Source organism: Kitasatospora sp. NPDC093558 (genome assembly GCF_040683475.1).
Classification (GTDB): Bacteria; Actinomycetota; Actinomycetes; order Streptomycetales; family Streptomycetaceae; genus Kitasatospora.
The window spans coordinates 1-5097 of record NZ_JBFBDY010000462.1 but is presented as its reverse complement, the minus strand read 5'-3'; the positions used below and the strand labels follow the sequence as shown (position 1 = coordinate 5097).

At 68.1% G+C, this 5097-nt stretch carries 7 protein-coding genes; 4 read left to right on the top strand and 3 right to left on the bottom strand.

Features of this window, described 5'->3' with window-relative positions:
- Positions 1–306: 306 nt before the first annotated feature.
- The 3 genes from AB0O00_RS29110 to AB0O00_RS29100 all read right to left on the bottom strand — a co-directional run bounded on the left by AB0O00_RS29110 (position 307) and on the right by AB0O00_RS29100 (position 2426).
- Entirely contained in the window at positions 307–753 is a 447-nt protein-coding gene (locus AB0O00_RS29110; protein ID WP_363656758.1) for an NUDIX domain-containing protein, read from the bottom strand.
- A 372-nt stretch (positions 754–1125) separates the two neighbouring features.
- Complete coding sequence (locus AB0O00_RS29105; protein ID WP_363656754.1) at positions 1126–1290, bottom strand: hypothetical protein; 165 nt, start codon at positions 1288–1290, stop codon at positions 1126–1128.
- 413 nt (positions 1291–1703) lie between these two features.
- The gene (locus AB0O00_RS29100; RefSeq protein ID WP_363656756.1) at positions 1704–2426 is read right to left on the bottom strand and encodes a GntR family transcriptional regulator; all 723 of its coding nucleotides are present in this window, start codon (positions 2424–2426) and stop codon (positions 1704–1706) included.
- Positions 2427–2554: 128 nt separating this feature from the next.
- Here AB0O00_RS29100 and AB0O00_RS29095 point away from each other — a divergent pair, with 128 nt between their 5' ends.
- From AB0O00_RS29095 to AB0O00_RS29080, 4 genes are all read left to right on the top strand, one after another.
- Complete coding sequence (locus AB0O00_RS29095) at positions 2555–2950, top strand: hypothetical protein (protein WP_363656752.1); 396 nt, start codon at positions 2555–2557, stop codon at positions 2948–2950.
- Entirely contained in the window at positions 2947–3153 is a 207-nt protein-coding gene (locus AB0O00_RS29090; RefSeq protein ID WP_363656750.1) for a hypothetical protein, read from the top strand. Before AB0O00_RS29095 ends, AB0O00_RS29090 begins: the two co-directional genes overlap by 4 nt.
- A 394-nt stretch (positions 3154–3547) precedes the next feature.
- Positions 3548–3688, top strand: a complete 141-nt coding sequence (locus AB0O00_RS29085; protein WP_363656748.1) for a hypothetical protein — start codon at positions 3548–3550, stop codon at positions 3686–3688.
- A gap of 29 nt (positions 3689–3717) precedes the next feature.
- Entirely contained in the window at positions 3718–4863 is a 1146-nt protein-coding gene (locus AB0O00_RS29080; RefSeq protein ID WP_363656746.1) for a methyltransferase domain-containing protein, read from the top strand.
- Positions 4864–5097 lie beyond the last annotated feature (234 nt).

Here is a 5097-nt window from a genome sequence, read left to right as displayed (position 1 = left end):
GGGCCCGCGCTCGGGGCCCGGGCCGGGGGGGGGTTGTTTTTTTTGCGCGCGTTTTTGGGTTTTTTTTCCGGGGGCCCCCGGGCGGGGGGCCGGGGGCGCCCAGGGGGATGCGACCGACGGTGTGTGGCCAGGCGACGTTGGCGGGCTCACTTCAGCCGACCAACTCGGCGATACGGCCGGCCACTTCCATCGCGGCCGGGGTGTGACGGTGCGGCCTGAGCAACTTACGGTCGTGACGTTCCCATCCAGAGCCGTGTGGTCACAACGGTGCCCCTCGGCTCGCCGAGGGGCACCGAACCAGATGCATCAATGGGGCCATGAGTCGAGGGAGACGCTCGGACCGTTGGTGAGATATCGGCGCAGAGCCGACTTGGTAGTGGAGACGAATTCGTCCGGTACGGCGTCAACGTCGATCCACCCGACTTCCGAGTGCTTGGCGGGTTCCCCGTTCGTGAGTTCGCCGGACCATCGGTGGGTGGCGAAGACGACGGTCAGGAAGCCGTTGGGCGCCTCGACTCCTCGGGCGCCGTGGATGACGTGGACCAGCCGCAAGTCCTCGGGGGTGACGACGAGCCCGGTCTCCTCCTTGAGTTCGCGAACTGCCGTCTCCGTGATCGGTTCACCGGGTTCACTCTTGCCGACGGGCAGATCCCACATGCCTTGGGTGAACTTGGCCTTGGGTCCTCGACGGAGGAGTACGACGCGCTGGGCTTCGTGGTCGTGGACGATGACGGCGGCAACCAGGAGGGTCATCGACTCCGTGGCGTGTTTGAGGGCGGCGGTCGGCTGGGCCACGTCGGTTGGGTCCTTTCTGCGGTGCGGTGATCGGCTCGCCCGAAGGCCTGAGCGGTTGTTGATCGAGCGGCGCGCACCGAACCCTCGGGGCGCGCCGCATTGTTGTCCGAGCTGTTGGGCGTCGGGCCGTGGCGGTTCGGACCAGCGTTCCCATGGCGTCGCGCGTCCAGCTGCCGAGCCGGAAGGCGGCGACGGATTCGTCCTGGTCCTCGGTGGATCCGGTGCGCTGCAGGAACTCATGGGAGCGCAGCCGTCGTTGGCCGGTGTGCTTGGTGCGGAATGGATGCTGGTCGGCCGCACCGGTGTGCGGTCGACCAGGGGCGCCGCCTGCTACTCGCTCAGGAACGGTTCCAGGACGAACCCAAGCCGCGGCGGGACAGCCTCGCCGTCAACCCGCCGGAGCGGGGCGCCGAACGGGGTGACGGGCTCGGCGTTGTCGTCCTGCTGCCGGTAGCACGCGACCAGGTCCGCGTACTGCGGGTTGATCCACTCCATCGGAAGGCCTCCTACTCGTGTGCTCCGCAGCGTACGCGGAGGTCAGGCCGCGTCGTTCGGCTTCCAGTCGGCGGGCCCGAAGGCCTGAGCGGTTGTAGAACGAGCGGCGCGCCCCGACCTCTCGGGGCGCGCCGCGTTGTTGTCCGTCACGCTTCCCCGAAAGTGACGTCCAGCTCGGCCCGGCCACTGCGGTCTCCCTCCGGACGCTATCGGAGAGAGTGACGAGACGGGCCCGCCGCGCCGCGCGGCAGGCCCGCGCCCGGAGGTTGCTTGTTGCCCGGGCGCCCCGGCCAGCTGGCAGGGGCGCCCAGGGGCCCTCAACGGGTTTTGGTTCCTCGTGGTCTCCCTGAACACTCGATGCACAGCACCCGGGTCCACTCGGTCCCGGGCGCTTCATCTGCTTGGCGGTGGACTCAGGCGCTGTACTCATAGCCGATCGTGACTCGGGTCGGGATGACCCAGAGGCCGAACTCGATCACACCTTCGTCGTCCGACCAACGATGCACTCCTCCAAGAACCGGGGAGCCCACCCGAAGGCCCAGGGCCGACGCTTCTCGGGCATCGCATTCCCTGGCGTGCATGTCGTCCCGGGCATGTGTGATCGTCCGGCCGGATGCCTCAAGCACCTTCGCCGTGAGCCCTGCGTTCTTGCTCGGCGCGGTCGAGAGCAGATCGGGCACCAGCGCGGCGAAGTGCGCTGGATACCACGTCACTGTCAGCATGGTCCGGGTCTTGCCGCGGCCCGCGATGTATTCCCGCCGAACGAGCTGGTCGCCGGGATCGAGACTGAAGATGTCCTGCACGTACAGCGGAGGAACTACCAGTTCGGCCGCGGTGACCCGGCTGGTCTCACCTTCCATCAGACTCGACCTGAGTCGCTGGACCATGCCCAGACGGTCTCGTCCTGTGGCGGTCGACGTCTCCTCATCCGCCACGAAGGTGCCTCGCGGGCTCGTCCTGATGAGCCCTTCCACCAACAGCTGGTTCAGCGCCCTGCTTACCGTCGCTGCTGCAACGTTCCAGCGCTGGCACATCTCCCTGTTGGTCGGGAGCTTCGAACCAGAGGGGAGTTCGCCCGTGAGAATCGCCTGCCGGTAGTGATCGGCGATTGCGGTGAACGTCTTGAGGCCGGCCATGAACTGCTCCTCGATCGAGGTGATGAACACTCAGGAGTACACTAGTGCACCGACATTGAGGTCAATAGTGCTTCTCTGCGTTCTACCTTCTGACCTAGGACACAAATTGAGTGCTCTAGGGAGCTGCGGTGGCGAGTCGCAAGAGGTCGCGCTCGATGATCTGTCGGCCGAAGGTCGGGGAGGTCGTCAAGGACCCTGCACGTCAGGACATCAAGGGGTTCCAGGTGGTGATCTACCTGGCCAAGGCCGGTCCCGCCTTCCCGGAGCTGGAGATGCGGACCTGTGAGGCGTACGCGCTCACCTTCGGGTGGGAGGTGGCCCTGACCGTCGTGGACGACGAGATGGAGAAGCCCCCGCAAGAGCGATCCCGGCTCGTCGCGGTACTGCGGACGATCAAGGGCGGAGGCGCCGGGGCGATGTTGATTCCCTCCCGGGCGACTCTCTCGCCCATCGACGGCGAATTCGACGAGTTCGCTCGGCAGATCGAGAAGGCCGGCGGGTTCGTCCAGGTGACCCGTCGATGAGCGAGCGATACGGGATCATTCCCGCTGACGCCCTCAACGGGGCCTCGTACCCGGTCTGGGTCATCCAGGACCACACGGCGGGGCAGCTGGTGGAGGCGCTGCCGCCCGGCCCGGAACCGCTTCGGTTCTACTCCTACCTCCATGCGGAGCGATGGGTGGGTGCCAGCAGCGACCGATGCCCGGACACCGGGGTTGCCGGGTGACCGTCGAACCCACTTGCAGCCCGGTCGACCTAGGGCCAGCGCTACGGGATCCGCCTGATCGACTCCGAGAGTTCGAATCTTCTCCCCGCGCCGCCCAAAGGCAGGCAGACGAGAGTCTCGCCCGTTCGGCGTGACATCCAGGACTCCGCTCGGCCGTCGTCACTCCCGGACGGGCGGATGGGTGCCGGTCTTGCCGCTTCCGTGAGGTGTGGCCGGCACCCCCATGTACTACCCCGGATAACCGACGGAAGGAGCATCATCATGAGCACCTCCGAGCCGAAGCAGCCGAAGCCGAAGCCGGCCGAGCGGCCGCCCGGGCCCATGGTCCCGACCCACGGTGGCCTGACGGCCTGAGCAACCTCAGTCACGAGAAGCGAGAGAAGGGAACATCCCAATGGGATGGGGAACCGGTAAGGGCGGGAGCTCCGGCGGCGGCAAGCACGGCGGGGACAAGGACTTCAGCAAGGACAAGCCGTCGAAGGACGGCTCGCAGCCGACGCCGGAGCCGAAGCACAAGGGCGGCGAGAAGAAGTGATGCGCCCTGAGTGCGAGGAGCAGGCCGCCATGCGCGGCCTGCTCCGCTTCGTTGCCGATGATCTCGGGAGAGAGATCCCGGACGAGTGGTTCAAGGCGCTCGCGGCAGTCCCTCGGCATCTGTTCATCCCGGATCGGATCTGGGTCGGCGACGACAACGAGCCGCTGCATCGCGCCGAGGACCCCGCAGGATGGCTGCGTGCCGCATACGCGAACGCCCCGGTGGTCACGCAGGTGAACGACGGGGCCGACCCAGGGGACGGTGAGGTGTGGCCGTCGTCGTCGGCGTCGATGCCGTCGGTCGTCGTCCGCATGCTCGAAGACCTCGATGTGCGTTCGGGCATGACCGTCCTGGAAGTCGGGAGCGGCACCGGCTGGAACGCCGGCCTGCTCGCGCACCGTCTGGGCGACGCCAACGTGACCACTCTGGAAGTGGATGCGCAGGTGACCGCCGCCGCCAGAACTGCGCTCGGCCGGGCCGGACTTCACCCCGAAGTGGTCTGCGCCGATGGCAGCGCCGGATGGCCTGCGGCTCAGCCCTTCGACCGGCTCATCTCCACCTGTGCCGTAAACCGGGTACCGAACGCGTGGTTCGACCAGGTGCGGGACGGCGGGGTCATCCTCGCGCCGTGGGAGAACCCGTGGATCGGCTGGGGGACGCTGCGCCTGACGGTGCACGACGGCCGCGCCGAAGGCAGGTTCATGCCGTACGGCTCGTTCATGCTGATGCGCGGCCAGCGGTCCGATCTTCGGATCTTCCGTGACGTGGTGCGCGATGAGCACGTGCCGGACGAGTCGGCGACCGACCTGGACCCGTGGGCCGTGGCCGGCCAGGATGCCGAAGCCCAGTTCGCCATCGGCTCCCGACTCGGGGACGTGTGGCACGCCCGCCAGCACGAGCCGGACGTCGACGGGGTCGCGGTCCGACTGTGGCTCGCCACCACCGATGCGACTTCGTGGGCAGCCGTGGACTGGGATGGAAACGAGGACGCTCGGAGCTTCACCGTCTGGCAGCACGGCCCCCGACGGCTGTGGGATGAGACCGAAGCCGCCCACCATTGGTGGCTCGACAACGGTCGTCCCGGTCCCGACCGGTTTGCTGTCACGGCAACCAAGGACGGACAGGCCGTCTGGCTCGACGAGGCTGACAACCCCGTGCACAGCCGTGACGCGTGAATTGGCCGATCGTCGTCGCCAATCGCTCATCGCCGTCTGTGCGGTGACTATTGCAGGAGCGCTCGTGCTTGTGGCGATGCTGCTGGCGCTCTGCTGTGTTGGCTTGTAGGGGAGGCGCGCCCCGGGCTTGTTGAGCCCGGGGCGCCGGGGGGGGGGGGCGCCCGCGCCCCCCCCCCGCCCGCGCGGGGGGGCCCCCCGGGGGCCCCCCCGGGGGGGGCGCGCCCCGCGACCCCC

What these genes read in the sequence shown, in the direction of transcription:
- AB0O00_RS29110 (WP_363656758.1), bottom strand. Translation starts at nt 753, where the DNA reads ATGACCCTCCTGGTTGCCGCCGTCATCGTCCACGACCACGAAGCCCAG.
- AB0O00_RS29105 (WP_363656754.1), bottom strand. Translation starts at nt 1,290, where the DNA reads ATGGAGTGGATCAACCCGCAGTACGCGGACCTGGTCGCGTGCTACCGG.
- AB0O00_RS29100 (WP_363656756.1), bottom strand. Translation starts at nt 2,426, where the DNA reads ATGGCCGGCCTCAAGACGTTCACCGCAATCGCCGATCACTACCGGCAG.
- AB0O00_RS29090 (WP_363656750.1), top strand. Translation starts at nt 2,947, where the DNA reads ATGAGCGAGCGATACGGGATCATTCCCGCTGACGCCCTCAACGGGGCC.
- AB0O00_RS29085 (WP_363656748.1), top strand. Translation starts at nt 3,548, where the DNA reads ATGGGATGGGGAACCGGTAAGGGCGGGAGCTCCGGCGGCGGCAAGCAC.
- AB0O00_RS29080 (WP_363656746.1), top strand. Translation starts at nt 3,718, where the DNA reads ATGCGCGGCCTGCTCCGCTTCGTTGCCGATGATCTCGGGAGAGAGATC.